Source organism: Nocardioides albidus (genome assembly GCF_006335005.1).
Lineage (GTDB): Bacteria > Actinomycetota > Actinomycetes > Propionibacteriales > Nocardioidaceae > Nocardioides > Nocardioides albidus.
Map to the genome: position 1 here is coordinate 340234 of NZ_VDMP01000026.1, position 1676 is coordinate 341909.

Consider the following 1676-nt stretch of genomic DNA (forward strand, 5'->3'; position numbering starts at 1 on the left):
CACGGGCTCCGACCTGCTCGGACTCGTCTACGCTCCGCCGTTCTCCTACTACGCGGGTCACGAGAACGCCTTCCGCGTCGTCGCCGCCGACGACGCGGTCACGACCACCGACGGAACCGGGCTCGTGCACAGCGCCGGCGCGTTCGGTGAGGTCGACAAGGAGGTGACCGACCGCGAGGGCATCGAGGCGGTCATGCCGGTCGGCAAGGACGGCCGGTTCACGGCACCGGTCAGCGAGTACGCCGGGATGCTGGTCTTCGACGCCAACCCGCACATCATCGACGACCTGAAGGCCGTCACCCAGGGCGGGACGGGCGGCTCGGTCACGCCCGGCACCGTGCTGCTGCGCCGCGAGACCTACGACCACTCCTACCCGCACTGCTGGCGCTGCCGCGAGCCCCTGATCTACAAGGGTGTGAGCAGCTGGTTCGTCGAGGTCACCGCGATCAAGAAGCGGATGGCCGAGCTCAACCAGGAGATCCGCTGGGTCCCCGAGCACATCAAGGACGGCCAGTTCGGCAAGTGGGTCGACAACGCCCGCGACTGGTCGATCACGCGCAACCGGTTCTGGGGGTCCCCGGTGCCGGTCTGGAAGTCGGACGACCCGGCGTACCCGCGCATCGACGTCTACGGCTCGTTCGAGGAGATCGAGCGCGACTTCGGCCGGCTTCCGCTCAACGCCCAGGGGCAGCCCGACCTGCACCGGCCGTGGGTCGACGACCTGACCCGGCCCAACCCCGACGACCCGACGGGGCGGTCGACGATGCGCCGCGTCGCCGACGTCCTCGACGTGTGGTTCGACTCCGGCTCGATGAGCTTCGGGCAGGTGCACTACCCGTTCGAGAACAAGCAGTGGTTCGAGGAGCACTTCCCGGCGGACTTCATCGTCGAGTACATCGGCCAGACCCGCGGCTGGTTCTACACGCTGCACATCCTGGCGACCGCGCTGTTCGACAAGCCGGCGTTCTCGTCGTGCATCAGCCACGGCATCGTGCTCGGCTCCGACGGCAACAAGATGTCCAAGTCGCTGCGCAACTATCCGGACGTCTCCGAGGTCTTCGACCGCGACGGCGCCGACGCCATGCGCTGGTTCCTCATGGCCTCGCCGATCCTGCGCGGCGGCAACCTCGTCGTCACCGAGCAGGGCATCCGCGACGCCGTGCGCCAGGTGATGATCCCGCTGTGGAACACGTGGTACTTCTTCGCGCTCTACGCCAACGCCGAGAGCTACGAGGCCAGCGTGGGGCGCGCCGAGTCCCTCGGCTCCACCGACCCGCTGGACCGCTACCTGCTCGCCAAGACGCGACAGTACGTCGAGAAGCTCACCGCCGAGCTCGACGACTACGCCATCGCCGACGCCTGCGAGACCACCCGCTCGTTCCTCGACGTGCTGACCAACTGGTACGTCCGCCGCTCGCGTGAGCGGTTCTGGGAGGGCCGGCTGGAGGCGTTCGAGACGCTCGCGGCCGTGCTCGACGTCGTGTGCCGCGCTGTCGCGCCCCTGCTCCCGCTGACGACCGAGGAGATCTGGCGCGGGCTGACCGGCGGCCGCTCGGTGCACCTGACCGATTGGCCCGACGTCTCCGCGCTGCCGAGCGACGACCGGCTGGTGGCCGCGATGGACGAGGTGCGCGAGGTCTGCTCGAGCACGTCGGCCCTGCGCAAGGCCGCCCGAC

1 protein-coding gene is annotated in these 1676 nt (G+C 69.2%); it reads left to right on the top strand.

Annotated features, from left to right (window positions below):
• A partial coding sequence (locus FHP29_RS22880) for a class I tRNA ligase family protein (protein ID WP_275669458.1) occupies positions 1-1676 on the top strand: 1676 nt, incomplete at both ends.